This is a genomic window from Rhodococcus sp. ACPA4, from assembly GCF_002300185.1.
GTDB classification, from domain to species: domain Bacteria; phylum Actinomycetota; class Actinomycetes; order Mycobacteriales; family Mycobacteriaceae; genus Rhodococcus_F; species Rhodococcus_F globerula.
Genome location: NZ_NSDY01000001.1, coordinates 2835572 through 2862496 on the forward strand (window position 1 = coordinate 2835572; position 26925 = coordinate 2862496).

Below are 26925 nucleotides of genomic sequence, written 5' to 3' on the forward strand. Positions count from 1 at the left end.
CGACGCAATTGCGGCGCCATAGCTTTGTGACATGGATAACAATGTCGACGTAATTGTCATCGGTTCGGGAGCTGCAGGATCGGCTGCAGCTTTGCAAGCACACGCTGACGGCGCATCAGTGGTGATCCTGGAGAAGTGCGGACCTGACAACGCCGGCGGTAACACCCGATTGTCCGGCGGTGGATGGTTCGTCAACCAGGATCCCGCTGCGGCCCGAACGTTCCTGCGCGCCTTGAACGGCTCGTTCACCGTCGCCGACGACGTGATCGACGCGTGGGCCGAGAACACACACGGGCTTTCGGACTGGCTGCGCGAGCTGGATGCACCGGTGTCGATGTCCGGTGAGTTCCATTCCACGGCGGAGTACGCCGAGCTCGACGGAAGTTCTTGCTACGCAGGGATGGACACCATCGGTGGGGCCATGGGCAACGAACTGCTCTACCGCTTCCTCGTCTCGGCCCTCGCGGAACGCGGCATCACAACACTATTCGACACCGAGGCGACCGCACTGCTGACGGACGAGTCCGGAGCAGTGATCGGAGTCGAAACCGTCTCGGGTGGAACAACTTCGCAGATGTACGCTCGTCGGGGTGTCATCCTGGCGACCGGCGGCTTCGAGGCCAACCCGGCCATGGTCCGCGACTACCTCCGCCTCGAGAACCCGAAAATCTGGGGATCACCGTCGGCAACCGGCGACGGCCATCGCATGGCCCAGGCAGTTGGTGCCGACCTGTGGCACATGAACAACATGATGACCATTACCGGAATCTCCGGCGACACAGACGATCCGTCCGGGCACTACCTCGCATTGTGGAACGCACACAACTACGTGTTCCTCAGCCAGGAGGGACGCCGATTCACCTGCGAGTCGGCCGAAATGCGCCACGGCCATGTGTTCAAAGAAGGTTCCTACCAACACTTTCCGGTCCGGTCGATGAACATCGTGTTCGACGAAACCATGAGGTTGGCCGGGCCACTGAGCCCCGGCCGCGACGTACTGGCTGTCGGGCGTCTAGTTCTCGACGAGGGCTACGAGTGGAGCGCAGACAACCAAACCGAGATCGACAAGGGGTGGATCGTCAAGGCGGACACACTCGCCGAACTCGCCGACAAGCTGGGCCTGGACCCCGCCGTCGTGGAAACGAGTGTGCGACGCTACAACGAGGCATGCACTGCCGGTGTCGACGAGTCATTCGGTCGGGACCCCGCGACGTTGGCTCCCGTTGTCACTGCACCGTTCTACGCCGTATCCGGGCCGCCGCTCCTGGGGTGGAGCAACGGTGGCCCTCGCCGCGACGGCCACTCGCGTGTACTCGACACCGCCGGTAATCCGATTTCCGGACTCTACGCGGCAGGCACCGTCAGTTCCACGTACAGCGCAGCCAAAGACGGCGGATTCCACATCGCCGACGCCCTCGCGTTCGGTCGTGTTGCCGGTGCCCATGCGGCCACCCGGGTCAGCGCCGACGCCTGAGCTAGGAGCGGGCGGCTTTGACCGCGTCGAAGAACGCGATCACGGCCGCCTCGTCGTCCGGTGGAACCGTCAGAGAAGCACGCGCTCCGGCGACGGCAATGGAGTCGTCGGCAAGCCGATTGCCGATCGTCAGTTTCAGGCCTGACTTCGTCGGCTTTGCTTTCACCCCAATGTGTTCGACGTGCCAGCGGCATACCTCACTGGTGCTCGCCGCGGTCCGGTCGAACACCTCGACGGTGCGGTGGTCGAGCACCAGGATGATGTTCGGGCCGACTGTCACTTCGAGATAGCGTCGTTCCGTCACGGTGTGCGCCTTTCGGTTAGGTGGAACCGACGCTACACACCGTGACGGATCTCAACGGGACGAGCTACCCGCGTCCACGGGCAATGCGACGGACGTGATGTAGCGGGCCTCGTCGGAGGAGAGGAACAGTGCCGCGTTTGCCACGTCTACCGGCTCGATCCACGGTATCGCGAGCATGTTCATCGTCATCGCCGCTTCGGCGAACTCTTCGCGCGTCGGATTTTCCAGATCGGGGCGAAACTTACTGCTCACCGCGGGGTTCTGAATCATCGGTGTATCCACGTTGGTGGGGTGCACGGTATTGACCCGCACGTTGTGCGGCGCCAATTCCTTTGCCAGTGACCGCATCAAGCCCACGACGCCGTGCTTGGCTGCCGTGTAGTGCGCAACACCGACGAGCCCTCTGAGCCCGGCGATGGAACTGGTGAGCGTCATCGATCCCCCACCCCGCGCGATCAGATGCGGCGCTGCGACGACAGTGGTGTGCCACACGCCGGTCAGGTTCACGTCCAGCATCGTCTGCCACATGTCTTCCGACATCGACAAGGCACTGTCCGAAGACGTGATACCCGCTGTTGCGCAGACGATGTCGAGTCCACCGAGTGTTCCCACCGCTGAATCGACAGCACTTCGCAGCGCCTCGAGATCCCGAACGTCCACCACCGCTGATTCGATGCGCCGCCCCAGAGCCCTTACCTGCGCGACGGTATCCGCAAGATCGGCTTCGGTCGACGGCGGCGTGAGCGTCGTGTCCACCGAGGCACACACGTCGACCGCGACGATGTCTGCGCCCTCTTCGGCAAAACGCACGGCCTGAGCCCGTCCGATTCCCCGTGCCGCACCGGTGACCAGCGCGATCTTTCCCTCGAGTCTCATCAGTTCACACCTTCTGGGTCAGGCCGGCGTCGACCACCAACTGACAACCGGTCATGTAGCGGGACTCCTCGGACGCAAGAAACAGCACGGCGTTGCTCACGTCCACCGGATCGACCCACGGCACTGGCAACAAGTTTCGAGCACTCAGGACGGCCGCGGCGTCGGATTCCGTGGGATTCTCGATGCCCGGACACAGGTTCGCAAATACCCGTTCGTTGATGATCATCGGTGTTCGCACCGAACCCGGATGCACTGAGTTGACGCGAATACTCTGCGCTCCCAATTCGTTGGCCAGGGTTCGAGCCAGTCCGACGACGGCGTGCTTGGCGGAACTGTAATGACCCGCTCCGGCAATGCCTTTGATTCCTGCCGTCGAACTGACAAGAACAACAGATCCGCCGTTGCCGAAGTGCTGAACACACGCTTTCACGGTGTGCCAGGTTCCGGTCAGATTGACGTCGAGCGAACGGTTCCACACGGACGGGTCGATGGTCCACGTAGGTCCAGGCGTGTCGTAGACGCCTGCGTTGGCAACAACGACGTCCAGTCCGCCGATTTCGGCGACGCAGTCCGCCACCACTGCTGCGAGTTCCTCGTAGTTGCGGATGTCGGCAATGCCCGTGACCGCCGCGCCGCCGAGATCACGCACGGCCGAAGCGGTTTCATCGAGTCCGGACGCCGCCATATCCAACGCGATCACCGACGCACCCTCCTCGGCGAGCCGAATGCAGTGCGCACGCCCCATGCCGCCGGCCGCCCCGGTCACCAGTACCCGCGCGCCCTCGAGCCGCCTCATGCGTGGACCGCGCTGTTCAGTTCGAAGCCTCGATATCCCTGCGCTGCGACGTCCGCGCAGATGTCGCTGTAGACGCCGAACCCGCCGATGAAGGGCATGAAGATCCGTGTCTTGCCGGGAATGTTTGCACCCATGTACCAGGAGTTGGCCGAAGGAAACAGTGTGGCCGACGCTCGTCGTGAGCACTCCTCGAGCCATCCGTCGACTGCTTCGACGCTGGGTTCGATGGTGGTCAGATTATTCGCGTCGAGATGGGCAATTGCGTCCGCAATCCAGTCGACGTGCTGTTCTGCCGCGAGGATCATGTTCGACAGAACGCTCGGGCTGCCCGGTCCGGTCACGACAAAGAGGTTCGGAAATCCGTTAACCCCGAGTCCCAGATACGTTCTCGGCCCGGCATGCCAGTTCTCACGCAACGTTTCCCCGCCGCGTCCACGGATGTCGATTCGGTCGAGTGCACCGGTCATCGCGTCGAATCCGGTGGCAAATACCAGAGCATCCAGGTCGTAGTGAGATTCGGTGGTCTTGATCCCGGTCGCGTCGATCGCTTCGATCGGGGCCTTCTTCAGGTCGACCAAGGTGACGTTGTCCCGGTTGTACGTCTGGTAGTAGTTCGTGTCCGTCACAATGCGCTTGGTTCCGATCGGATGGTCGTTCGGGATCAGGAGATCCGCGATCGACTGGTCTTCCACAACGGAACGGATCTTGGACTCGGCAAACTCGCGTGCCGTGTCATTGGCTTCGAGGTTGCTGGTCTGATCGGCAAATGTCTTGCCGAACAGCACTCCCCCGAGGCGCCAACGTTCCTCGTACGCTGCGGTCCGCTCGTCTTCAGGAACCTCCAGCGCGCTTCGCGAGTCCGAGATGAACGGTGAGCCGCCGCCGCTGCGCTTGCTGAGCGCACGACGCTCGGCATAGCTTGCCTTGATCTCGGCGCGGCGTGCGTCGTCAAGAGGTGTGTTTCCAGCCGGGACACTGTAATTCGCCGATCGCTGGAACACATACAGATGATCGGCTTGCTCGGCGATCAGAGGCACCGACTGGATTCCCGACGATCCGGTGCCGATGACACCCACTCGCTTTCCAGTGAAGTCGACGCCTTCGTGCGGCCAGAACCCGGTGTGAAAAACATCCCCCGCGAAGGAATCTCGCCCGTCGATGTTCGGCATGTTCGCCGTCGAGAGACTGCCAGTGGCGCACACGACGAAACGTGAGGTGACGTCATGCCCGGTGGTGGTCTGCACTCGCCAGAGCGCCGATTCCTCGTCGAACTGCGCGCTCTTCACCCGCGTGTCGAAGGTGAACCCGCTCCGCAGGTCGAACCGATCCGCCACGTGGTCCAGGTACTCGAGAATCTCGGGCTGCGCAGCGTACTTCTCACTCCAGTCCCAATCCTGTTGCAGCTCTTCGGAGAATGAGAATGAGTAATCAAAGCTCTCGACGTCGCAGCGAGCCCCCGGGTAGCGGTTGAAGTACCACGTTCCACCAACTCCGGAGCCGGCTTCGAAGCCGTGGACACGCAGTCCCTGCTTGCGGAGTCGGTACATGGCGTACAGGCCTGCGACGCCGGCGCCGATGACTACGACGTCGAGTGGTGCGGTGGAGATATCAGGATCGGTCATGCTGAAAACGGTACGAGTTGCTCCATCGGTTCCGGAACGGCTTCTCCCGGTGGATGGGCAGTCATGACCACGCCTGACTCGTTTCAATCGCGTTGAGAGTTAATGACCCCGCAGTTACACCTGGGAAAACGGGCAAACGGGCCTCCTAACATTCGGGAGTCCCATCAGCCCTGTATTCGAAGAAGGTCTTTGTGAAGTCCGCTCAACGCAAGGTTTTAATACCTGCACTTTCCGCAACATTTTCCATAGCAATCGTTATCTCGACCGCAGTCGGCGCCGGGGCTCAGCCGATCAATTTCCCTACCACCGGATCTGCCTTTCTCGATACCGGTTCCCTGAGCGGAAGCACGGATCCCGCGCTAGCGCAGCGAATCAACGCAGCATTTGCCGCGCATGGCATTCCCGGAGCACAGGTCGTGTACACGGACGGCAAGGGACGACAGGAGTTCAACTACGGTGTCTCGAGCGTCGAGACCGGCAACGCCGTCACGTCGGATACCGTCTTCGAGGCCGCCTCGCTGACCAAAGTGGTGGCGTCGTACGTTGTCCTCCAACTGGTGGACGAGGGTGTCATCGATCTCGATCGGCCACTGTCCGAGTATTTTGAATACCCACGCATCGCGGCCGATCCTGCAGCCCACAAGATCACCGCCAGAATGGCGCTGACGCACACCACAGGCCTGCCCAACTGGGCGACCGGCCCATCGAGTGCAGAGTTCGAGACCACGCCGGTCAGTACTACTTTCGAACCCGGGACCCAGTGGTCATACTCGGGTGAAGGCTTCTATTACCTGCAGAAGACCGTCGAGTCGCTCACCGGCACACCGTTTGCGGAACTTGCCTCGCAGCGCGTCTTCCAGCGTTTCGGAATGACAAGCAGCGACTTAGTGACCAACCCGGCCTTCGAGGCCGTCACCGCGGTCGGTCATACCGCCGACGGCACGGCAAAGGCCCTGCGCAATTTTCCCCGGGCAAACGTCGCGTACACCCTGAAGACGACGGCCGGCGACTACTCGAAGTTCCTGCGCGGCGCACTGCTCGCGGGCGAGGGACTCGAACCTGCCACTCGGGACATGATGTTCACCGCCGCCGGCAGTGCCGACCACGGCGGCAGTAACAAAGACTCGATCGACCACATCAAGTGGGGCCTCGGCATCGGTCTGCAGGAAAATGAACTCGGAAAGGCGATTTGGCACTGGGGCGACAACGGCCCGTTCAAAGCCTTCTTCATCGCTTACCCCGAGACGGGTCGCAGTGTTGTGATCATGACAAACAGCGAAAGCGGACTCGAAGCGGTCAACGACGTCGTTCACGAGTTCTTCGGTCCCATGACGATGTATGCCACGGACTGGATCAAGGAAGCCGAGTAAATTCACCCTTCGGACGGCTGCGGCCCGACATCACGAAGATGTCGGGTCGCGGCCGTTCTGGAGCGTTCAGGCGCGCTCGACCAGCACGCAGCGCGCACCGCTGAAGATAGTCGGCATGCACTTGTTGCAGTGGATGCACAGCGATCGGGTATCGGATTCTGCCGCAATCCGATTCACCAGGTCGGGTTCACGGAGCAAGGCGCGGGCCATCGCGACGAACTCGAATCCTTCCGCCATCGCGGTATCCATCCCCGCCTTGTCCGTGACACCGCCGAGCAGCACCAACGGCAACTTCACCGCAGCACGGATCTGCCGAGCCTCTTCCAGCATGAACAGCGGCTTGTAGGGATACGCATGCAACATGCTCTTACCCACGAGATGCACACCCAGTCGAACCGGTTGCGGCATCGCGGCAGCGAACTCACGGATCGGCGCGTCGCCCTTGAACAGGTACATCGGATTGAGCAGCGAACTGCCCATCGTCAATTCCAACGCGTCGACACTGCCGGACGCCTCCAGCCACTGCGCCACCTGAATCGCTTCGTCCACCCAGAATCCGCCTGGCACACCGTCATCCATGTTGAGCTTGGCCAAGATCGCAATCTTGTCGCCGACAGCGTCACGAACGCTGCGTGCGGTCTCGAGAACAACCCGGGCCCTGTTCTCGAGCGATCCACCGTAGGAATCCTTGCGACGGTTCAGTTTCGGGCTCAGGAACGAGCTCGCGAAGTAGTTGTGGCCGAAGTGGATTTCGACTGCGTCGAATCCTGCCTCGACAGCAAGTTGTGCGGCGCTGCCGTGTGCGGCAGCAATGCGGGTGATGTCCGCGGTGGTTGCGGTGCGAATCATTCTCATGCTCAACGGATTAAATGAGCTCGACGGTGCAAGTGCGGGCAGTCCGGTCGACTTCTGATTCGCGACCGGGCCGGCGTGTCCGAGCTGAGCGGACGCGGCCGCACCTTCGCTGTGAATCGCGTCGGTGAGCCGTCGCAGTCCGGGCAGGGCATCGGGCCGCATCCATAGTTGGCCGTATTCGGTGCGTCCCTCGGGCGCAACTGCGCAGTACGCGACGGTAGACATTCCAACGCCGCCTGCTGCCGGGCGCCGATGAAATTCGATCAGGTCGTCAGTGACCAGTGCATCGGGAGTTTTGCCTTCAAACGTTGCGGACTTGATGATGCGGTTTCGCAGGGTCACCGGACCGAGCTTTGCCGGAGCGAGCACATCAGGAGCAGTCATCGAGTTTGCCTCTCACAGGAGTTGTTCGACGACGGTAGGCGCATGCTCGACGGCTGGCTACGGGCCGTGCCACGGAGCGGGAGACAACTTCAGCCCGGCCGTGGTGGCCGGGCTGAAGTCCTTTTCGCTGCTGTTCAGACGCGTCCGAAGTACGCGTCCTTGAGCACTGCCAGGTCGTCGATGTCCTTGGCGTCGGCGTCGAGAACCACCTTGCCGATGTCGAGGACTGTCACGTGATCGGCGACGCTCATCGCCGCTTCGACGGCCTGCTCCACCAGCAGGACCGCCAACCCGGTTTCCTTGAGTTGCTGGACGCGGTCCATCACCTCACCGACGATCACGGGAGCGAGACCGCCCGAAGGTTCGTCGAGCAGGAGCAACCTCGGCTGCGCCATCAGCGCTGCGCCGATCGCGAGCATCTGCTGCTGGCCGCCCGACATGGAACCGGCGGGAAGCGCACGCTTCTCCCCCAGGATCGGGAACATCTCGTACATGGATTCCACCGATTCCATGAGCTCGCCGCGTTTCACTTTGCGGGTGTACCCGCCGAGAAGAAGGTTCTGCTCCACGGTCTGTTTGTGGAAGACCCGCTTACCTTCCTGCACGTACGCCATTCCTTGGCGCACCCGCTTGTGCGCGGGAACTCCGGTGATGTCGGCGCCGTCCATCTCGACGGTTCCACACGCCACCTTGTTCAGCCCCGACAGAGCACGCAACGTGCTGGTCTTGCCGGCGCCGTTGCGGCCGAGCAGAGCCGTGACCTGGCCGGGATAGACGTCGAACGAGACATCCCAGACGACCCGCAGATCGCCGTACCCGGTCTGCAGGTTGCGGACCTTGAGAATCGGTTCCATCACTTCACCTCACTGCTCTGATGGTCGACGGCACCGATTTCTTCGAGAAGCGCTTGTTCGTCGCCGGATTTCACTCCGAGGTACTCACTGAGTACGCGTGGGTGGTGTTCGATGGCCGCCGCGTCACCGGTGGCGATCACCTGCCCCTGCGCCAACACCACGATCTCGTCCGCGAGTGAGAGTACGAGCCGGAAGTTGTGCTCTACCAACACCACTGTGGCCCCGGCATCGCGCAGTACCCGGATCAGATCTGCCAGACGTTCGAGTTCGTCCTCGTCGAGTCCCGATGCCACCTCGTCGAAGAGAACGACTCGCGGTTCGGCGATGACGGCGCGGGCAACTTCGAGCATACGACGCATACCCAGGGGCAGCGACGTCGCAATTTCGTTGCGCAGGTGCGACATCCCGACCAACTCGAGTACCCGCTCGGCTTCGACGATGTCGGCTTTCGCGACCTTGCGGAAGCTGGGCAACCGCAGCACAGCCGACGCCATCGACGCCCGGTGCACCGAATAGCGTCCGGAGGCAACAGCTTCCAGGACCGTGATGTTCTCGGGAATCGTCGGAGTCTGGAACGTTCGAGCGACACCGACACGCGCCACCGTGTGCGGTGAGGATTGGGAGACCACCGTGTCACCGATCGTGATCACGCCGGCATCTGCGGTGTAGAACCCGCAGATCATGTTGAGCATGGTCGTCTTACCCGAACCGTTGGGTCCGATCAACGCGGTGACCTTACCGGCCTCCGCGCTCAGGGTTGCGGCGTTGAGTGCCTGGTTGCCACCGAACGCCTTCGATACCCCGTCGACCACCAACCGAGCACCGTTGATCGGCGCCAGTTCGACTGCGGCGCTGCCATCCTCCTTCGGAACTACGGCGCCCAGACCCGCCCTGCGATCGAGTTTCGAGACCAGCGAGCGGCCGACCTTCGTCAAACCGCCCGAGAGCAACACACCACCGATGATCAGGAAACCGCCGTAGAAGATCAGCGAGTACTCCTGGAACGCCGTCGACTGGTTGGGGCCGAGCTGCATGATCGCAGCACCGACCACCGCGCCGTACACACTTGCCGCGCCGCCCAGGATCGATGCCGCCAGAACTGCTGTGGCAAAGGTGAACCCGAACGCTTCCGGCGAGATGAACAGGTCGGTGTTGGCGAACAACGCACCCGCCAGACCGGCCGGGAACGCGCCGATCGCATAGCCGAGCAGTTTCATCCGGAACACCGACACACCCTGCGAGGACGCCAACACCGGCGACTGCTTGAGCGTGCGGAACGCGATGCCGTGGCGTGAGACCACGAGGTTGCGCATCACCGCGAACCAGAGAACGGTCACGACAACGACCACCATGTAGTACTGCTGGGTGTCGAGTTCGGAACCGAAGAGCGTCGGCGGCTCCATTCCGGTGAGGCCGTTTCGGCCACCGGTCTTGCCGCCGAAGATCGCCAGTACGTCGGGCACGAGCAGTACCAGGAAGAACGACGTCATGGCGAGTGACCAATTGCCCAGGCGCAGACCGGGAACACCGGTCAAGATACCGACGCCCAATGCCACCGCACCGGACGCGGCGAGCTGCACCAGGATGTCGGTGTGACCGGCTTGCGACATCAGACCCGCCGTGTAGGCGCCGGCCGCGTACATCGCGGCCTGCCCGAGTGCCAGTTCACCGGCAAAGCCGAGGCTCAGATTCAAGCCGCTGACCACCAGCGCCAGGATGCACGCCAACTGAATCTGCCGCGACGTCGACAGGTCGAGCCCCATCACGGGCAGCAGCAAGATCACCACGGCCAGGACCAGCGGGAGGATCCAACTCGGAAGGGAACGGAAAGTCCGCCACGCGCTTACCATTTCATACCACCCGTTCTCGGACATTGCCGAACAATCCGGCCGGTTTGACCATCAAGATGATGATCAGCACCGTGAAGACGGCGATATTGCTGTACTGGCTGCCCGCCCACAGCGCGGTGAACGATTCCACCAGACCGACGGTCAGCCCGCCGATCAAAGCGCCTGGCAGAGAACCGAATCCGCCGATCGCCAACGCCACGAACCCCTTCAGGGCCAGCGCGGCACCCAAGGTCGCGACCGCAAACGTCTTGGGACCGACCAGGAGTCCGAGGACACCTGCCAAGGCGCCCGAGAACGCAAACGCTCCCAGTGCCAGCCGTCGTACGTTGACTCCGCGCAGCATCGCCGCTTCACGGTCTTCGGAGATTCCGATCAGCGCCAGACCCGTCATCGTCTTCTTCGAGACGTAGCTCAAGCCGATGACCAGTGCGATCGCCGCGACCAGCAGGGCGATTTCCACCGGGTAGGTACGGCCGCCGAGCAAGGTGATGGGATCATTGGAGCCGAAGAACGGAACCGTGAGAGGCTCACTGCCCCAGATCAACTGCGTTGCACCGTTGAGCAGGGTGGCAACGCCGAGTGTTGTCACCAATTGATTTTGATGATCGGCGACCGGTCTGATCGCGATGATCTCCTCCACTGCTGCCAGCAGCATCACCGTCACGGTGGCCATCACCGCCACCACCAGAACGGGGAGTTTCAGAGTGACCAACCCGGTGTAGGCGACAAACGTGCCCACCATCATCAGCTGAGCCTGAGCGAAGTTGAAGGTGTTGGAGGAAACGAAAACGATGTTGTATCCGATGGCGACGAGCACGTAGACCGCGCCGAGCGCCAACCCGGACCACAGAATTGTCATGAGGCGGCCGGGTTTCCGAACTGGCCGTTGAGGATTTTCGTGGGGCTGATGAACTGCAGCTCACTGGTATTCGGGTTCGGACCGTGGTTGTCGGCACTGAAATTGTAGCGAGAGAGGAACGCCGTCTTGGCATTCTCCTGGACCTCAGAGGTTTCCAGTGCTTCGGCAAGCTTCTTCGGGTCGGTCGAGCTGCCGGCCTTCTCCGCTGCGGCCGCAACCAGGGGGAACGCGTCGTAGTTGTCCGCGAGGATCAGCGTGGACGGGATGGAACCCAACGATGCCATCGTGTCCACCATCGTGTTGACAAGCTCGTTGTTCGGATCGAACACCGTGCTGGTGAACACCTGCGTCACAAGGTTCTTCACCTGCGGAGTACCCAGGACGCCGGCAGGCGGATCATTGGCGATGAGGTTGGTCGCGGAGACCGACGTGTTGCCGATCAGTGGTACATCCCAGCCCAGACGCTCGAGGCTCTGGAGTACGTATCCGAGCGGGGCGCCGTACGCGTCCAACGCAATGGCCGTGGCCCCGGAGTTCTTGAGCGACTGCAACTGCGCCGTCATGTCCAGGGCAGCGGCGTCGTACTCTTCGTTGCCGGCCGCCTTCAGCCCGACATTGCCGAGTTCGGTTGTCATCTCCTCGCCGAAGAGCTCACCGTACGCGGTGCTGCCGTGCAGAACTCCGACACTGGTGTAACCCTTGGTCTTTGCGTACTCGGAGATTCCGCGAGCGGTATCCGTCGCACCAGGGGCGAGGTCGAAGTTGAGCGGGAACTTCGCGGGGTCCGTGGAATCGGGCGAGGGCGCCATGCTCATCGACAGGATGTTGTTCTGCTTGAGGATCGGCAGCACCGCAGCCGCGATGGACGACGGGCCGGAGTTCAGGTAGAGGTCCGGCTTGTTGCCCGAGTTGATCGCCTCACGCAGCTTGGTCACCGCGATGGTCGCGTCGCCTGCATCGTCCACCGTCGTCAATTCGATCTGACGACCATCGATACCGCCGGCCGCGTTCTGGACCTGAACGCCGGCCTTGGTCGCGAGCAGCGACGTCTGTGAGTTCGCCGCCAGAACGCCCTGAGCACTGATACCACCGGTCAGCAGAACCCGGTAGGGCGAGTCCGCTCCGCCTTCCGAATCGGTGGAGCCACTGCAACCCGCGAGAGTCAGAGCCGCCGTCGCAGCAACTGCCGCCACAAGAATAGGCCGACGTTTCATGTCCGCACTCCTAGAACCCATTTGTATCGAACGTCAGGCGAATACCTGACGTGGAATTAGCCCGACCGATGGACACACCCCGTTTTAGGCATCAGTCGACCAAGCACCCGCTTGATAATCCAGCAAGCGGTTGCTTGGGTTCGAAGCATAGGATGTGATCTGGCTAACGTCAAACGGGCCATCCAGGCGAACGCTATGCACATTCAGGCCGTCTCGACAGGGTAATTCCCGCTGGGTGGAAGTACATGAAAATCATCAAAAGAACGCAGCAAAACGGCCCGGTGACCTTTGCGAATCCTGTGATTCGAAAGGCCACCGGGCCGTAAGTTCGTGCTGCTACGCGCTACCGCTGATTACGCGGTTTCCACACCACCAACGCATTGTTGCGCGGTATCGGCACCAGTTCCCGGCGGTAGCCGGCATGGACCTTGGCGATCTCTTCAGCCATTTCCCGAACTCGATGCTGCAGAGCCTCGACCTGATTTGTCAGCTCGATGATCCGCTTGATTCCGGCAAGATTGACGCCTTCATCCTGCGAAAGGCGTTGCACCTCACGAAGAAGCGCAACATCTCTCGGGGAGTAACGGCGCCCGCCACCGGTGGTGCGGTGCGGGGTCACCAAACCGAGACGGTCGTAGTTGCGCAAGGTCTGCGCATGCATGCCCGCCAATTCGGCGGCCACGGAAATTACGAAGATCTGAGCATCGGGGTCAAGCGATACGTCTCTCTGATTCTTCGGCTGCTCGGTCATCACACACCGGCCCACCCGGCCCGTGGATCAAATCCGCTCGCCTTCTCTGCTTCGAGATAGGTCTCGAGCGCTTCGATCGCCGCGTCGTCCAGCTTCTGCGGGACGGACACTTTGACAGTGACCAGCAGATCGCCGGCTCCTTCAGGCCGCTTCGGAATGCCGCGTCCGCGAACCCGCAGAACACGCCCGTCCACAGTTCCTGGTGGAACCTTGACGCCGACACGGCCTTCCAGCGTCGGTACCGACAGTGTGGTGCCGAGAACCAGTTCGCCGTAGCTCACCGGCACGGTGACCGTGAGGTCGTCGCCGTTGCGTCCGAACACGGAGTCGGGACGCACCCGGATGTTGACGAACAGGTCGCCGGCGGGAGCGCCGCGGAGTCCCGCTTCGCCCTTGCCCTTGAGCCTAATCTTCTGACCGTCACTGACGCCGGACGGCACGCGCACCGTGATGGTGCGGGTGCGGTTGGTGACGCCGCTGCCGTGGCAGTCCTCGCAGGGCGAGTCGATGATGGAACCGGTTCCCCGGCAATCGTCACACGGCTCGCTGAATCCGAAAGCACCCTGGTTGCGGTTGATGACACCGGTTCCGTTGCAGTGCGGGCACACTCGCGGGCTGGTGCCCGGCTTTGCGCCGCTGCCGTGGCAGGTGGTGCACGACGCCGGGCTGGTGATCCTCAGCGGAACCGTGACACCGAGCGCCGCTTCGCGGAACCCGAGCGTGGTTTCGGTTTCGAGATCCTTGCCCCGACGCGGACGATTAGCGGACGAGGTTCGCTGACCGGCGCCGCCGCGGTTGAACAATCCACCGAAGATGTCGCCGAGACCCGAATCCTGACCGCCGGCACCGCCGCCGAACAGGTCGTTGATGTCGAAGCCGCCGGCGCCGGGGTTGAATCCGCCACCGCCGCCTTGCGCCCGGGGGCCGAATCCGCCACTGGCAAAGAGCCTTCGGGCTTCGTCGTATTCCTTGCGCTTCTCCGGATCCGACAGGATCGTGTTCGCTTCACTGACAGCCTTGAAGCGCTCTTCGGCCTTGGGATCGTCAGGGTTGGCATCGGGATGCAGATCCCGAGCCAGCTTGCGATACGCCTTCTTGATCTCGTCGGCCGAAGCTGAGGACGAGACGCCCAGCTCCTTGTAGAAGTCCTTCTCGATCCACTCCCGTTGACTCACTGGGCGTCTCCTCCTCTCGCTGTTACTTTGATTCTTCTTCTGCGCCTGCGCTGCCGTCGGTCGGCTGCTCGCCCACTCGATCGGCAACGCCTACCATCGCGTGTCGCAGGACGCGGTCACCGAACTTGTAGCCCTTACGCATGACCACACTCAGGACCGGGTCGGCTCCTTCACCTTCGTGCTGCACAGCTTCGTGCAGCTCGGGATCGAAAGCGTCTCCCACGGCGCCGAACTCGCTCAAACCGAGACCCGTGAGGGTGGTGTTGAGCTTGTCCGCGAGGGCTCGCAGCGGACCCTCTTCGAGGTCTCCGTGTGCGCGTGCACGATCCAGATCGTCGAGGATCGGGACGAGCACTCCCACTACGGAGGCCTTCGCGTTGGCGATGTCGACCTGCTTGTCGCGGTCGACGCGGCGCTTGTAGTTCATGAACTGTGCCTGCAAGCTCTGCAGGTCTGCAGTGCGTTCTGCCAATTGATCAGCCAACGTCGCTTCTTCCACGATGGCCTCGGCTTCCTGCACTACCCCTGTGTCTTCCGAGTCGAGCGGCGGCCGGCCTTCGCCGGCCGCCTCTCCCTGTGCACCGGTCTCGGGGTCGACCGGGTTGTTCTCGGAGTTGTCCGAGGTCACTTCTTGTCCGAGTCGGAAGGCTCGTCGACAACCTCGGCGTCGACGACGTCGTCGTCATTGCCTGCGCCGTCGGTGTTTCCGGCTTCGCTGGCTGCGGAGGCCTCGTAGATTGCCTGGCCAAGAGCCTGCGACTCGGTGCCCAGCTTCTCCACGGCGGTCTTCACTGCCGAGATGTCGGTGCCTGCGAGGGCGTCGTTGACGTCCTTGATCGCTGCCTCGACCTTGGTCAGGATCTCCTCGGAGACCTTGCCCGCGTTCTCGCCGTCACGCTGTTCCTTGACGAACTTCTCCGTCTGATGGACCAGCGACTCGGCCTGGTTGCGGACCTCTGCCTCTTCGCGGCGAGCCTTGTCTTCCTCGGCGTGAGCCTCGGCGTCCTTGACCATGCGCTCGATCTCTTCCTTGGACAGACCGGAGCCGTCCTGGATCTTGATCGTGTTTTCCTTGCCGGTGCCCTTGTCCTTCGCGGTCACGTGCACGATGCCGTTGGCATCGATGTCGAAGGTGACCTCGATCTGCGGGACGCCACGCGGTGCGGGCGGCAGATCCGTGAGCTCGAAGGAGCCGAGAAGCTTGTTGTGCGAAGCGATCTCGCGCTCACCCTGGAACACCTGGATCTGCACCGAAGGCTGGTTGTCGTCAGCCGTGGTGAAGGTTTCACTGCGCTTGGTCGGGATGGTGGTGTTGCGCTCGATGAGCTTGGTCATCACGCCACCCTTGGTCTCGATACCGAGCGAGAGCGGTGTGACGTCGAGGAGCAGAACGTCCTTGACCTCACCCTTGAGGACACCGGCCTGCAGAGCAGCACCGACGGCCACAACCTCGTCCGGGTTGACGCCCTTGTTAGGCTCACGGCCACCGGTCATCTCGCGAACCAGGTCGGAGACAGCCGGCATACGGGTGGAGCCACCGACGAGAACAACGTGGTCGATGTCCTTGACGGAGATGCCACTGTCCTTGATCACGGCCTGGAACGGCGCGCGGGTGCGGTCGAGGAGATCAGAGGTGATCTTCTGGAACTCGCTACGCGTGAGCTGCTCGTCGAGGAACAAGGGGTTCTTGTCCGCGTCGACCGTGATGTACGGGAGGTTGATGGAGGTGCTCTGCGAGCTGGAGAGCTCGATCTTCGCCTTCTCCGCAGCCTCACGCAGACGCTGCAGGGCCATCTTGTCCTTGGTCAGATCGATGCCGTTCTGAGCCTTGAACTTGTCGACGAGCCAGGAGACGATGCGCTCGTCCCAGTCGTCGCCACCGAGGTGGTTGTCACCGGAGGTTGCGCGAACCTCGACGACGCCGTCGCCGATTTCCAGCAGGGAGACGTCGAAGGTGCCGCCACCGAGGTCGAAGACCAGAATGGTCTGCTCGGTGTCACCCTTGTCCAGGCCGTATGCCAGTGCAGCCGCGGTGGGCTCGTTGACGATACGGAGAACGTTGAGGCCGGCGATCTGGCCGGCTTCCTTGGTGGCCTGACGCTGTGCGTCCTCGAAGTATGCGGGGACGGTAATCACGGCATCCGTGATTTCTTCGCCGAGGTAAGCCTCTGCGTCACGCTTGAGCTTCATGAGCGTGCGAGCGCTGATTTCCTGCGGCGTGTACTTCTTGCCGTCAATCTCGACATTCCAGTCGGTGCCGATGTGGCGCTTGACGGAGCGGAGGGTGCGATCGACGTTGGTGACCGCCTGGTTCTTCGCAGGCTGGCCGACGAGGACCTCGCCGTTCTTTGCGAATGCGACGACGGACGGCGTGGTACGCGAGCCTTCGGAGTTGGCGACCACTACGGGCTCGCCGCCCTCCAGCACTGCTACTACCGAGTTGGTCGTACCGAGGTCGATACCGACTGCACGAGCCATAGTGTTCCTACCTTTCGTTCTGCGGTGCTCTGTCCGAGTGCTTGATCTCGGCCATGACCGCGCGTTTTTCGCTTGGTGAGCGTCCTCCGCTCAAGTTTGCCCTCAACCGAGGCTGAGAGTCAACTCGAAGTTGAGCCGGGGGCGCTCAAGCTTGTCGAAATGGTCAACTACAACACCGGTAAATTTGTTCCCGGCCTCCGAGAAATTTCCGAAATGTGCTCCGGATCACCCGGACTGGTTACGATCGGCCCGTGACGGATCCCGACAATTCTCCCAGCGCCGATACGCGCCCCAGTCCCGCAAGGCCCGCAGTCACGATCCGTCCGCTGCACCAGCAATCGCCTCATCGAACACCAAAAGTCTCGATGGCAGCCTGGGCGGGGTCCGTCGTTGTACTCCTGGCAATCGCCGCGATCATGATCGTGAACCTGACCGAGATCCGTAGCGCACTAGAGGCGTCGATCGCGCGGGACAATCCCGATTACTCGGCAACCGACATCTCCGACGCGGTCACCGTCGTCCTGATCGGCAGTGGCGCCGCTGCTGTCCTTCTACTTCTGTTCACGCTTCTGACAGTGCAACTGTTGTCTGCCCGGAAGGCTTCCGCTCGGATCGTGGGCGCGGCGGTGGGCGTACTCGGGATTGCCGCCGGCCTGGGATTCCGGTCATTGGTCTCGGGCGCCGACGACGTGAGCGCCGTACTCGGTTGGGGACCACTCCTGTACTGCGCACTTGTAGCGGTAGCGGCGATCACCGGCCTGCGCCGATGAAAGTTCACATTCAGCTCGACTCCGCACCCGGCAACGGGGCCGCCCGCAGTCGCGAACTCGCCCAGACCGGTGCCGGTGGACTCTTCACGTTCGAAGGCCCACACGATGTCTTCTTCCCGCTCGTGGAAGCCGCGTCGTCGGTGGAGTTGGACCTCATGACCAATGTCGCCATCGCGCTCCCCCGCAGCCCGATGCACCTGGCGCATTCCGCGAACGATCTCCAACTTCTCAGCCGGGGACGGTTCCGCTTGGGCCTCGGTTCGCAGATCAAACCGCACATCGAGAAGCGCTACAGCGCAACGTGGTCGCGGCCGGCGGCGCGCATGCGGGAAACCGTCAGCGCGATCACCGCCATTTTCGACGCGTGGGAACACGGAACTCCCTTGAACTTCCGCGGCGAGTTCTTCACCCACACCCTGATGCCGCCCACCTTCAACCCCGGCCCCAACCCATTCGGTCGCCCGCAGATTCTGATGGGCGCACTCGGGCCGATCATGACGCGAACCACGGCGGCAGTGGCCGACGGTCTGCTGGTCATGCCGTTCCACTCCGAGCGCCATTTCCTCGAGCGAACCCTGCCGGCCGTCGACGCCGGCCTCCACGAATCCGGCCGCACCCGAGAGGAATTCACGATCATCCCGCAGGTGATCGTGGGCGTCGGACGTGGCGGCGAGCAACTGGATGCAGCGGCCCGCGGAGTCCGCAGCCTGCTCTCGTTCTACGGCTCGACCCCCGCCTACCGGCCCGTGCTCGACATCGAAGGGTGGGGCGACGTCCAGCCCCAGCTCAACGCGCTGTCCAAACGAGGCGGGTACGCCGAAATGGCGTCACTGATAACCGATCCCATGCTGACAACTCTTGCTGTCGTCGGCACACCGGAAGAATGCGCTACCGAAATCCGGCGACGATTCGGAAATCATGCCACCGAAGTATGTTGCTATTTCCCGGGTTACGACGCGGATCCGGCAGATGTGGCGTCGATGATCTCGGCGCTCGCCCCGTCCTGATCACGCCCCCAGCGTGCGGGCAAGATCGACCAACGAATCACGGGCAGCGCTCAGGCTGATCTTCCCCTGCTCGATCAGCGGTGCCATGGGCGGAATACGCTGCGCCAAAGTCAGTTCCGCGGTGACAACGCTGACGTTCATACCCATCGAAACACCCAACACCTGAACGAGCGGCGGCACGGTATGGTCATCGCCTTCGTTCCCGGAACCCGGCGCATAGGTGTTTCCGCGACTGGACACGATCACCACCGGCTTACCCGCCATGGGCTGAGCAGAAGTTCCAACAGGCGGCGTATCAAAAGGCACAGTCGTTCCCAGGACATGCACGTAGTCGATCCACGTCTTCAACGTGGACGGGATCGACCAGTTGTACATCGGTGCACCGATCACGACAACATCCGCAGCAGCGAGTTGCTCGATGACCCGACCCTGCAGTGCTTCTGCGTCGGCATCCGGCTGCTCTCCAGCCACTCGCAGCCGCTGTGCGTAGTGCAGGGCCGCGTCCGAGAGGTGTGGCAGGGGATCCCGGTGCAGATCCAACCCGACTACCTGATGTTCAGGGCTGATCTCGGCCCACGTCTGAGCGAACAACGCGGTGAGTTCACGTGACGTCGACGTGTGAAGGTCGGCTGACGAATCGATGTGCAGTAGCTGTGGCATCCTTCCATCAGTACCAGAGCGCGCTCAACTCTTCTCCTCTGCGAGATCGGATTCCGCCGCGTACTGCGCCAGCAGTACACGCTCGCGCTCGCGGTGCGGATAGAAGAACGTCACGACAAGACCGCCGACGCACACGATGATGATTGCCGCAATGTAGGCCTTGGTATCGCCGTCCAGGAAGGCGCTTTTGGCGGCGGTCATGATCTGATCCGCGTATTGCGGGTAGCGCTCTGCCAGAACTTCGGCGCTGGAGAACGATTTGGTGAGTGCGGCCTGAGTTTCGGGGGTTACCTGGGATGCTTCCGGCGATGACGAGATCGCATTCCCCAACGATTTTGCGTACCCGGCCGTGAGTATTCCACCGAGAATGGACTGCATGATGGCGCCACCCAGGTCGCGTTGCAGATCCGAGGTACCCGACGCCATACCTGCGCGGTGTACGGGAACGGACCCGGTGAGGGAACGCGATGCGGGAGTACCGGCCAGGCCGACGCCGATGCCGACAAGCGCGTAGGCGAGCGCGACCTGCCAGTACTGTGTGCTTTCGTTCCACATGAACAGCGCGACAAACAATCCGAGAACCACAAACAGGTAACCGGAGAGCAGAGTGACGCGGGCGCCGTACCTTTCGATCATCGTCGCCGACCGCGGCGCAACGATCACCATCGCCAGAGCGGCCGGAATGATGGCCGCACCCGCCGCCAGCGTCGAGTAACTCAGTACGTTCTGCAGGAACTGCTGGCCGATGAACATTGCGCCCATGAGCGAACCGAACACCACCAAGCCGCCAACGGCCGCTACCCAGAAGGTGGGACGAGCGGCTACGTGGAGGTCGAACAGTGGATTGACCGCGCGTCGTTGTTGCAGGAAGAACCCGATACCTGCGACCAGTGCGATCGCGCCCAGGACCAACGCCATTGTTCCGGAGCCCTTGACCGGTGCGAAGTTGATGGACAACACCAGCGCCCCGATGAAAACGACGGACACGATTCCGCCGAGATGATCAACCGGATCGGTGGTCTCGTTAACATGAGCGGGAACCAGAATCACCGCGCACACCAAGGCCAGGAGAGCCAACGGGAGGGTCACGAAAAAGACCGAGCCCCAATCGAACTTCTCGAGCAACGCCCCGGACACGATGGGGCCGAGAGCCGAAATCGCGCCACCGATCGCAGACCACATCGCAATCGCCTTTGTCCTCGCCGGCCCCGCCCACAGTGCCGTGATGATCGCCAGCGTTGTCGGGAACGCCAAGCCCGCCGAGATACCACCGACGATGCGGGCCGCGAACAATACTTCGAAGCCGCCTGCAAACCCCGCGACGAGTGACGCCGGAATCGACAACGCCATCCCCGTCACCAGGAGCATCTTGCGGCCGTACCGGTCACCGACCGCACCGAGATACAGGACTGTGCCTGCCAATCCCAGTGAATACCCGACGGCTATCAGATTGAGTTGCGTCTGACTCGCGTCGAACGCCTTGCCGATGTCAGGCAGGGCGACATTGGCCACCGACAGATTGAGGTTTGCCACCGCCGCAACCAGAATCAGTGTGCCGAGTACGTACGTGGCACGATCCGGAGACTTCGACGTGATGTCGTTCGACATAGGGCTGCTCCCAACGAGGCCGAATCCGAACCAGGCGTTTTGTCCGGATCATTCCGAACTCAACATAGATCCGTCGGCTCGCTCGCGCAGGACTAATGACATCCCTATTCGGCCACGATTTCCGCGAGCACACCTTCCGCGCTGCGCGCTGCGACCTGACACGCTCTCGCTGTGAACTGATCGAACAGTGGGTGCGACGACAATGTGCGCCACCGCTGCGCTGCGTCCGCGGCCTGGGCGCGCTGAGCATCGAGGCTCTCCCCTTCTGCCGCCCCCAAGCGCTCGTGCGTTCTGATTCCGTGGCCGCCGATCAATCGCTGCAGCGCTGCGAGATCGTCCGGCAAGAGATCGGTGTGAACCGATCCGAGCCGCCCGAGCAGCCGTAGTTCGCGAAAACCGTGCACGTCGGCGAGGAGTCGCGCCGCCGACGCTGCGATCGGTGCAGTGTTCTCGCGCGGATTGCGTTCGAGCAGTCGGCTCAGTGTTACCAGCGCTGTATGGGATTTGAGTTGGTCGGCGCGCTGGCCGAACTGAACATCGATCACCCGACGCAACTCGTCCAGTCCACTGCGGCGGAGCAATTCCGCTGCCAGTGTTGGAGAATCGCCGACGCCCAACTTGACCGACGTCACCGCCAGCCGAATCCCGAACAGCCCGAACCGTTCCACCAACTGAGCCCGCATCGCCGCATCGACCGGCAGCGAACTGTCTTCGCGGACAAAACGATCCGCCGAGAGCATCGCCGAGCTCAGATCGGCTGCAGGCACCTCGGCAAGCGCCGCGAACGCGGCAAACTCGCTCTGCCGCAAAGTCCGGGCAGCCAGTGCTAACAGTCCGGCGACCGGCACCACCGACTGGCACAGGCCCGAGCGGCCGAGTTCCTCGGCAAACCGTCCCGCCACATCGTCGGCCGACGCCATCGCGTCCATTCGGCCCGCACCCACTTCGTCCGCGCGCGAGAGCACTCCGATCACACCGAGCGGACCTGATTCACCACCGACGTGTTCGGCAACCTTCGTCAAGAACTGCAGGTCAGTCGCATTCAGCGCCCGCAGCAAATACACGACGGCATCAGCGCCCGGCACCCCGTCGTCGGGAACGAGGGCTTTCCACGTCCGGGCCGACACGTCGGTGGACAGCGACGACGTGCCTGGTGTATCGATGATCGTCATGCGCGCCAGCGCCGACGACGGCCACTCCACGTCGATTCGATCGACGATCTCAGATGTGCGCACACCCAGATCGAACGTCAACCGGCCGCTGTTGCGTGCCACCGGTATGTGGAACTCGGTGCCGCCGGAGTCCGTAGCGCTTACCTTCGGCGTCGTACCGTTTCGATACCAAGTGACAACTCGTGTGCATTCGGTTGCATCTGTCGGTGCAATATCTTGCCCGACAAGAGAATTGAGAAGTGTCGACTTACCGGCCTTGAGCGAACCTGCCAGAGCTACCCGCAGCGGCTCGTCCAACCGCGCCGCGCACTCGTCCAATTGAGCACAGAGTTCCGGGCTGTCGAGATAAAATCCTCGCGCCTGCTCGATCAACGTGCGCGCCGACTCCGTGGCGGTGACATTCATGCTCCGACCTCAGCCTTCCGAGACCGGCCGGCCGGTACTCGCTCGCCGACCAACGATCCGGCACGCGTGGTCAATTCCTCTGCCGCACGCAGATTCTCCTCGAGCTGCGCGATACGTCCTGCCCGCTCGCTCGATTCCAATTTGGCCGCCTCCTGCGTCGCCCGCAACGATTCGTTGATCGATCGCAAAGCCTGCTCGGCGATGTCGGTGAAATGATCACGCAGGAGCCGCTGCACCAGGCGGAGCCGGTCTTTCGATTCCTTGCCCACCTGGAAACTCACGTCGTCCGCGTAGCGCCTGATCGCCGACTTTGCATCGGCCCGGCGCTTGAGCACCTGTGTCTGCTTGTCTTCACGATAAGCCTTGGTGCCAAGCAGAACTCCGGCACCGATCGAGATCGGATTCACCAACGCCATACCCATCATCGTGGTGATCAGCCCGAACATCAGGACGCCACCGTACGAACCGCGCATGCCCACCAGAACTTTCTGCGTAATGCCGATACGGCCGGATTCGAGATCCGACAGCGCCGCAACAGGTTCGAGGAAAGCGTCGGTGTCGGCAAGGTCGATCTGCGGCAGCGCCACGTCACCGGTTTCGGCGAAGTGTTCGGCCACTACCTCCGCCAACCACTGCGCACGATCATGCGCCCAAACGAAGTTATCTCCGATGGCTGTGGCGATCTCTTGCTCGAGCCAACTCCCGACGGCATCCCAGTCCTTGCCCGGGTCACACTCGTCGACAGTTTCCTCGGCCGCTCGGGTGACGCGGCGCAGACGATCACGCAGGTCGTGATCGATATCTGCAGCGAGATCGGCGATTCCGTCGCCGAGGCTCTGCTGCCAGCGGGAGGTCTTCTTGTGCAGTTCTTCTGCCACTTCCCTGGCCCGATGCAATCCGGCCACTGCTGCTTGCGCCGTCGACGGATCACGCAGCGCCGCAAGCTCACTGCCCATTTCCAGCGACAAGTGGGCGGCAATGGACTGCACGTCCATCACCACCGCTCGCCGCGTATTTGCCTCGCCGCGCGCAACAACCTTGTCCCGCAAGAACTGATAGAGGTCGGGAAATCCGGATTCCGCATCGAGTTCCCGGTCGTCCAAGCGCAGCGCATGTGATCGCAGGACGGAAGATATCGGAATCAGCGGAAGCTCGAGGCCGGCGCGTTGCAGGTGACCATGATTTGCGTCGACAATCCGACGCCAGTGAGGGTACAGATCCGTCTTGCTGACAAGACCGGCAACAACGGGGCACAGATTCAGGACCTGCCGGATGAACGCGACTTCAGGCTCGGTGAACTCCGCACTCGAATCCGAGAGCACCAGCACCGCATCTGCCGACGTAATCAGTCCCAAAGTTCCAGCAGCATGCGGATTTCCGTGCCCTCCGACGCCCGGTGTGTCGATGAAGACCAGCCCGTCGGCCAACAGCGGGCTCGGAACGGAAACGTCGATGCGGAGGACTTCCCGTCCGTCGGCCCGTGGTGTTGCGGGCGTTATGCCGAGCAACTCGTCGAGCGGGAGCGGAACTCTCCGAGGTTCACTACCAGGTTCGGCCAGAACCAGCTCTGCGCCAGCGGTTTCCCCGTACTGAACTACCGTCGCAACGGCCGTTGTCTCGTCGTCTCCGACGGAACACACGTCGCAACCGAGCAGCGAATTCACGAACTGGCTCTTGCCCTGATTGAGCGGGCCTACAACAACGATGCGAATCCGGGGATCGGTGACGCGCACCAGCGCGCTCTCGGCGCGTGCGACCAGATCGGATCGATCGATATCTCTCGCAAGTACCGCCGTTCGATCGAGCAACGACGCGGCCGCCGACGCGACGCGTGCCTTACGACTGCTGACCTGATCCGCTGCAGTTTCCATGTGTTCCGTCGACTCGCAGTTCTTCCGATTCGGCAATTCCGGCCCTGCACGCTTAGCGCACGCAGGGCCGGAATTGTTACATCAGTCCGTTTCCGTACCCGCTGACTCAGGGGTGCAGGTTGTCGAGTACTGCCAGCGGATCGACCTGCTCGACAACGTCGGCAACCGAGTCCGGCGCGAACAACGACTCCGAGGAATCAGCGTCAAGGGAGCCGCTTGATCCGGTTCCGAATGCGTCACTGGCGTCGATCGACGACCAGGGGTTGGTCGAGCTACCAAGACCACCGTCGAATGAACCACCAAGACCACCATCGAACGATCCACCGAGTGCACCTGAACCGCCAAGTGCGCCCTCGAGCGAGCCACCGATCTGCGTCGCCGCGTCAGTGACCGCGTCGAGACCGGCTGTTGCATCGAGACCGGCACCTGCGTCAAGCACGCCGCCAACCGTCGAGTTCAGGCCCGCGCTGACCCCGCCGATATCCAGCCCTTCGGCCGAGAAGCTGCCGAGATCGAGTTCAGGCAGATCCGCGCTGACGGAACCGAGGTTCACGGCCCCCAGGTCGAGGCTGGGCAGGGTTGCGCCGATCGAACCGGTATCGAATCCGCCGGCGTTCAGTGCTGCATCCAACGACGCACCAAGCCCTGCGACGGCGTCGCCGCCGATTGCCGAGCCTGTGGATCCGTTCAACACGCCGCCGAGTGCGCCGCCGAGGTCTGCTCCGACCGATCCTCCGCCGCCCAGAGCACCGGACAGCACCGTGGAAAGCTCGGTTCCGAGATCCGCGCTCCCGCCAAGCACGGCGTCGAGGTCGAGTCCGCCGCCGAGAGCCAGAGCCGAATCCAGAGCGCCCGCCAACGCAGCTTCCACCCCGGTGTCGAGACTGCCGCCCACTCCCAGTGCGCTTGTCAGCGCCCCGCTGAGTACGGCGCCGAGATCAAGATTGCCGGCCAGCCCGGTCAGTGCGCTGACGTCCGTCAATGCTCCGAGAGTGCCGCCGAGAGACGCTCCGAGGTCGGTGCCGATCGATCCGCCGGCCGCGAGTGCAGTGGACAAGGCAGCGCTCAGATCGCCGCCGAGATCGATTCCGCCGCCCAGTGCCAACGCCGATTCCAGTGCGCCCGACAGCTCTGCGCCCAATCCGCCGCCGAGAGCGAGAAGCCCGTCGAGGCTCCCGGCGCCGTCGAGCACTCCGCCGAGCGCCAGACCGAGGTCCGCACCGATATCCCCACCGACCGCGAACACCGGTGCCAATGCTCCGGAAAGTCCGGCCGCCAAGTCCAGTCCACCGGCCGCGGCGATCGCAGCGTCCAGAGCCGCACCCAACTCGGTCGTCAGAGAGCCACCCACTCCGAGTGCCCCACTCAGAGCCGCACTGAGCTGAGCTCCGACGTCGACAGCTCCCCCCAGATCAACCACGGAACCGAGACCGAGACCAGCTTCGAGGACTCCGCCAAAAGCAGCTCCGAGCTGCGAGCTGATGTCCCCACCGAATCCGAGCGCCGCGCCCAGAGCACCGGCAAAATCACCGGCGACATCGATGCCACCACCGAGCGCCAACGCCGATTCGAGTGCGCCTGACAGGCCGGCACCCAACCCACCGCCGAGAGCGAGAAGCCCGTCGAGGCTCCCGGCGCCGTCGAGCACCCCACCGAGCGCCAGACCGAGGCCCGAACCGATATCCCCACCGACCGCGAACACCGGCGCCAACGCTCCGGAAAGCCCGGCCGCCAGGTCCAGCCCACCGGCCGCTGCAATCGCAGCATCCAGCGCCGCACCCAACTCAGCGGTGAGAGAGCCACCCACGCCGAGCGCCCCACTCAGAGCCGCACTTAGCTGAGCTCCGATATCGAGAACGCCCTCCAGATCAACAGCCGAGCCAAGCCCCAGACCAGCTTCGATGACGCCACCAAAAGCGGCTCCGAGCTGCGCACTGATGTCGCCACCGATTGCGAGGGCAGCGCTCAGTGCCGCGGCAAAATCACCGGCGACGTCTATGCCACCACCGAACTCACCACCAAGCGCGCCGCCGAGACCCAATCCGGCTCCCGCGCCGAGACCGACGCTGCCTCCCAAACCGAGGCCAGCGCCCAGTCCGCCGCCCAGTCCGCCGCCCAGGGTGCCGCCGAGTGCTCCGGCCGCCTGGGTTCCGGCGTTGACGATCGCGGACAGGTCAGCGCCCGCTCCGGCAAAAAGCCCGGACTCGGCAACAAGAGGTGCAACGGCGACGATGTCGGCAGGACTCACCTCGCACAGGCCGGCTGCATTGAGTGCTGCGACGGGATTTGCGCAGTACTGAGCGGCGGCCTCGTCGTCACGCAACAGACCGAGAATGAATTCGAGTACGGCATTGGTAGCCATGATGGGTTCTCCTGAAATCTTGGTGAGTATCGCGGTTCGAGCGGATGGTGCTTCGCTGCATGCGAATCGACTGCCGTCAACGCTAAGTCGATCGAGCGCCGACCCCAACGGGGAACGCCCCCACTCCCGCTCCAGATCGCAGGGAGAATCCCCCGGTATCGGTGTTAGGGGATTTGCCCCCGATAGGGGATCGCTCCCCTACTTCGCA

General features: G+C 62.9%; 22 protein-coding genes. 4 read left to right on the forward strand and 18 right to left on the reverse strand.

Annotated elements, in window-relative coordinates; genetic code table 11:
- Nucleotides 1–31 precede the first annotated feature (31 nt).
- Nucleotides 32–1474 carry an FAD-dependent oxidoreductase gene (locus CJ178_RS12955; RefSeq protein WP_095886836.1) on the forward strand — a complete coding sequence of 481 codons (1443 nt, stop codon included), beginning with the start codon at nucleotides 32–34 and terminating at the stop codon, nucleotides 1472–1474.
- Between the two features lies 1 nt (nucleotide 1475).
- Here CJ178_RS12955 and CJ178_RS12960 read toward each other — a convergent pair whose 3' ends face one another.
- Genes CJ178_RS12960 through CJ178_RS12975 form a run of 4 tightly spaced genes read right to left on the reverse strand, consistent with a single transcriptional unit; the run spans nucleotide 1476 to nucleotide 5072 of the window.
- Nucleotides 1476–1778 carry a hypothetical protein gene (locus tag CJ178_RS12960; RefSeq protein WP_045064128.1) on the reverse strand — a complete coding sequence of 101 codons (303 nt, stop codon included), beginning with the start codon at nucleotides 1776–1778 and terminating at the stop codon, nucleotides 1476–1478.
- Between the two features lie 51 nt (nucleotides 1779–1829).
- Nucleotides 1830–2654 carry a mycofactocin-coupled SDR family oxidoreductase gene (locus CJ178_RS12965; RefSeq protein ID WP_179300744.1) on the reverse strand — a complete coding sequence of 275 codons (825 nt, stop codon included), beginning with the start codon at nucleotides 2652–2654 and terminating at the stop codon, nucleotides 1830–1832.
- A 4-nt stretch (nucleotides 2655–2658) separates the two neighbouring features.
- Complete coding sequence (locus CJ178_RS12970) at nucleotides 2659–3450, reverse strand: mycofactocin-coupled SDR family oxidoreductase (protein WP_095886838.1); 792 nt, start codon at nucleotides 3448–3450, stop codon at nucleotides 2659–2661.
- Nucleotides 3447–5072 (reverse strand): flavin-containing monooxygenase, encoded by a 1626-nt coding sequence (locus CJ178_RS12975; RefSeq protein ID WP_095886839.1) that lies wholly within the window; start codon nucleotides 5070–5072, stop codon nucleotides 3447–3449. The genes CJ178_RS12970 and CJ178_RS12975 overlap by 4 nt, the downstream gene beginning before the upstream one ends.
- A gap of 191 nt (nucleotides 5073–5263) precedes the next feature.
- Here CJ178_RS12975 and CJ178_RS12980 point away from each other — a divergent pair, with 191 nt between their 5' ends.
- On the forward strand, nucleotides 5264–6442 hold the full coding sequence (locus CJ178_RS12980) for a serine hydrolase domain-containing protein (protein WP_095886840.1): 1179 nt from the start codon (nucleotides 5264–5266) through the stop codon (nucleotides 6440–6442).
- A 66-nt stretch (nucleotides 6443–6508) separates the two neighbouring features.
- Here CJ178_RS12980 and CJ178_RS12985 read toward each other — a convergent pair whose 3' ends face one another.
- The 9 genes from CJ178_RS12985 to dnaK all read right to left on the reverse strand — a co-directional run bounded on the left by CJ178_RS12985 (nucleotide 6509) and on the right by dnaK (nucleotide 16862).
- Entirely contained in the window at nucleotides 6509–7681 is a 1173-nt protein-coding gene (locus CJ178_RS12985) for an NADH:flavin oxidoreductase (RefSeq protein WP_033235702.1), read from the reverse strand.
- Between the two features lie 134 nt (nucleotides 7682–7815).
- Nucleotides 7816–8535, reverse strand: coding sequence for an ABC transporter ATP-binding protein (locus CJ178_RS12990; RefSeq protein WP_095886841.1), 720 nt, complete (start codon nucleotides 8533–8535; stop codon nucleotides 7816–7818).
- Complete coding sequence (locus CJ178_RS12995; RefSeq protein WP_095886842.1) at nucleotides 8535–10385, reverse strand: branched-chain amino acid ABC transporter ATP-binding protein/permease; 1851 nt, start codon at nucleotides 10383–10385, stop codon at nucleotides 8535–8537. The genes CJ178_RS12990 and CJ178_RS12995 overlap by 1 nt, the downstream gene beginning before the upstream one ends.
- A gap of 1 nt (nucleotide 10386) precedes the next feature.
- Nucleotides 10387–11244 carry a branched-chain amino acid ABC transporter permease gene (locus CJ178_RS13000; RefSeq protein ID WP_095886843.1) on the reverse strand — a complete coding sequence of 286 codons (858 nt, stop codon included), beginning with the start codon at nucleotides 11242–11244 and terminating at the stop codon, nucleotides 10387–10389.
- Entirely contained in the window at nucleotides 11241–12458 is a 1218-nt protein-coding gene (locus tag CJ178_RS13005; protein ID WP_095886844.1) for an ABC transporter substrate-binding protein, read from the reverse strand. The genes CJ178_RS13000 and CJ178_RS13005 overlap by 4 nt, the downstream gene beginning before the upstream one ends.
- A 343-nt stretch (nucleotides 12459–12801) precedes the next feature.
- Complete coding sequence (locus tag CJ178_RS13010) at nucleotides 12802–13209, reverse strand: heat shock protein transcriptional repressor HspR (protein ID WP_033235707.1); 408 nt, start codon at nucleotides 13207–13209, stop codon at nucleotides 12802–12804.
- Nucleotides 13209–14384, reverse strand: a complete 1176-nt coding sequence (gene dnaJ, locus CJ178_RS13015; protein WP_033235708.1) for a molecular chaperone DnaJ — start codon at nucleotides 14382–14384, stop codon at nucleotides 13209–13211. Before dnaJ ends, CJ178_RS13010 begins: the two co-directional genes overlap by 1 nt.
- Before the next feature lie 22 nt (nucleotides 14385–14406).
- The gene (gene grpE / locus CJ178_RS13020) at nucleotides 14407–15012 is read right to left on the reverse strand and encodes a nucleotide exchange factor GrpE (RefSeq protein ID WP_045064147.1); all 606 of its coding nucleotides are present in this window, start codon (nucleotides 15010–15012) and stop codon (nucleotides 14407–14409) included.
- A complete protein-coding gene (gene dnaK / locus CJ178_RS13025; protein ID WP_033235710.1) occupies nucleotides 15009–16862 on the reverse strand; it encodes a molecular chaperone DnaK in 1854 nt (617 codons plus the stop codon). Before dnaK ends, grpE begins: the two co-directional genes overlap by 4 nt.
- A 251-nt stretch (nucleotides 16863–17113) precedes the next feature.
- Here dnaK and CJ178_RS13030 point away from each other — a divergent pair, with 251 nt between their 5' ends.
- Nucleotides 17114–17632, forward strand: a complete 519-nt coding sequence (locus CJ178_RS13030; protein ID WP_233366111.1) for a hypothetical protein — start codon at nucleotides 17114–17116, stop codon at nucleotides 17630–17632.
- Nucleotides 17629–18639 carry a TIGR03617 family F420-dependent LLM class oxidoreductase gene (locus CJ178_RS13035; protein WP_095886846.1) on the forward strand — a complete coding sequence of 337 codons (1011 nt, stop codon included), beginning with the start codon at nucleotides 17629–17631 and terminating at the stop codon, nucleotides 18637–18639. Before CJ178_RS13030 ends, CJ178_RS13035 begins: the two co-directional genes overlap by 4 nt.
- On the opposite strand, the gene CJ178_RS13040 is transcribed toward CJ178_RS13035, so the two are convergent.
- The 5 genes from CJ178_RS13040 to CJ178_RS13060 all read right to left on the reverse strand — a co-directional run bounded on the left by CJ178_RS13040 (nucleotide 18640) and on the right by CJ178_RS13060 (nucleotide 26717).
- The gene (locus tag CJ178_RS13040; RefSeq protein WP_095886847.1) at nucleotides 18640–19299 is read right to left on the reverse strand and encodes an FMN-dependent NADH-azoreductase; all 660 of its coding nucleotides are present in this window, start codon (nucleotides 19297–19299) and stop codon (nucleotides 18640–18642) included.
- A 24-nt stretch (nucleotides 19300–19323) separates the two neighbouring features.
- On the reverse strand, nucleotides 19324–20907 hold the full coding sequence (locus CJ178_RS13045; RefSeq protein ID WP_095886848.1) for an MFS transporter: 1584 nt from the start codon (nucleotides 20905–20907) through the stop codon (nucleotides 19324–19326).
- Between the two features lie 104 nt (nucleotides 20908–21011).
- On the reverse strand, nucleotides 21012–22484 hold the full coding sequence (locus CJ178_RS13050) for a dynamin family protein (protein WP_095886849.1): 1473 nt from the start codon (nucleotides 22482–22484) through the stop codon (nucleotides 21012–21014).
- A complete protein-coding gene (locus CJ178_RS13055; protein ID WP_095886850.1) occupies nucleotides 22481–24355 on the reverse strand; it encodes a dynamin family protein in 1875 nt (624 codons plus the stop codon). Before CJ178_RS13055 ends, CJ178_RS13050 begins: the two co-directional genes overlap by 4 nt.
- 106 nt (nucleotides 24356–24461) lie before the next feature.
- Complete coding sequence (locus CJ178_RS13060) at nucleotides 24462–26717, reverse strand: IniB N-terminal domain-containing protein (RefSeq protein ID WP_095887958.1); 2256 nt, start codon at nucleotides 26715–26717, stop codon at nucleotides 24462–24464.
- Nucleotides 26718–26925: the final 208 nt, after the last annotated feature.

Bases quoted from the DNA above. Each gene is read 5' to 3' on its own strand.
- CJ178_RS12955 (WP_095886836.1), top strand. From the start codon at position 32: ATGGATAACAATGTCGACGTAATTGTCATCGGTTCGGGAGCTGCAGGA.
- CJ178_RS12965 (WP_179300744.1), bottom strand. From the start codon at position 2,654: ATGAGACTCGAGGGAAAGATCGCGCTGGTCACCGGTGCGGCACGGGGA.
- CJ178_RS12970 (WP_095886838.1), bottom strand. From the start codon at position 3,450: ATGAGGCGGCTCGAGGGCGCGCGGGTACTGGTGACCGGGGCGGCCGGC.
- CJ178_RS12975 (WP_095886839.1), bottom strand. From the start codon at position 5,072: ATGACCGATCCTGATATCTCCACCGCACCACTCGACGTCGTAGTCATC.
- CJ178_RS12985 (WP_033235702.1), bottom strand. From the start codon at position 7,681: ATGACTGCTCCTGATGTGCTCGCTCCGGCAAAGCTCGGTCCGGTGACC.
- CJ178_RS12990 (WP_095886841.1), bottom strand. From the start codon at position 8,535: ATGGAACCGATTCTCAAGGTCCGCAACCTGCAGACCGGGTACGGCGAT.
- CJ178_RS12995 (WP_095886842.1), bottom strand. From the start codon at position 10,385: ATGGTAAGCGCGTGGCGGACTTTCCGTTCCCTTCCGAGTTGGATCCTC.
- CJ178_RS13000 (WP_095886843.1), bottom strand. From the start codon at position 11,244: ATGACAATTCTGTGGTCCGGGTTGGCGCTCGGCGCGGTCTACGTGCTC.
- CJ178_RS13005 (WP_095886844.1), bottom strand. From the start codon at position 12,458: ATGAAACGTCGGCCTATTCTTGTGGCGGCAGTTGCTGCGACGGCGGCT.
- CJ178_RS13010 (WP_033235707.1), bottom strand. From the start codon at position 13,209: ATGACCGAGCAGCCGAAGAATCAGAGAGACGTATCGCTTGACCCCGAT.
- dnaK (WP_033235710.1), bottom strand. From the start codon at position 16,862: ATGGCTCGTGCAGTCGGTATCGACCTCGGTACGACCAACTCGGTAGTA.
- CJ178_RS13035 (WP_095886846.1), top strand. From the start codon at position 17,629: ATGAAAGTTCACATTCAGCTCGACTCCGCACCCGGCAACGGGGCCGCC.
- CJ178_RS13040 (WP_095886847.1), bottom strand. From the start codon at position 19,299: ATGCCACAGCTACTGCACATCGATTCGTCAGCCGACCTTCACACGTCG.
- CJ178_RS13045 (WP_095886848.1), bottom strand. From the start codon at position 20,907: ATGTCGAACGACATCACGTCGAAGTCTCCGGATCGTGCCACGTACGTA.
- CJ178_RS13050 (WP_095886849.1), bottom strand. From the start codon at position 22,484: ATGAATGTCACCGCCACGGAGTCGGCGCGCACGTTGATCGAGCAGGCG.
- CJ178_RS13055 (WP_095886850.1), bottom strand. From the start codon at position 24,355: ATGGAAACTGCAGCGGATCAGGTCAGCAGTCGTAAGGCACGCGTCGCG.
- CJ178_RS13060 (WP_095887958.1), bottom strand. From the start codon at position 26,717: ATGGCTACCAATGCCGTACTCGAATTCATTCTCGGTCTGTTGCGTGAC.